The organism is Thiolapillus sp., assembly GCF_048562965.1.
Lineage (GTDB): Bacteria > Pseudomonadota > Gammaproteobacteria > Chromatiales > Chromatiaceae > Thiolapillus > Thiolapillus brandeum_A.
The window spans coordinates 1516-1848 of record NZ_JBHNMF010000613.1 but is presented as its reverse complement, the minus strand read 5'-3'; positions in this window follow the sequence as shown (position 1 = coordinate 1848).

Below are 333 nucleotides of genomic sequence, written 5' to 3'. Positions count from 1 at the left end.
CGAGAAGAGAAGCGCCAAGAGCAGTTAAGGTTGGCGGGACTCTGACAATAGCCCCCTCTGGGGGCTTTCATCATACTACCCGCTCTGCGGGTAGTATTTGATTAGCAATTTATTGTACATTTTGCTCACTCATCAAAGCGGAGAAGAGCCTCTTTTTGTTGCATAAAGTAAGGATTACCAAACACTTACCAGCAACAAAACAAAGAGGCCTACGAATACAGAGTGTAAACCAGAACAGCTGGAATTTCAGTCCCTGGGGCGGCGTGAGGTGATGGGTCGTTTTGACGGTGGGCGAATCACTTCGGACGGTGGCGGATTGCTGCTACGAGAGGT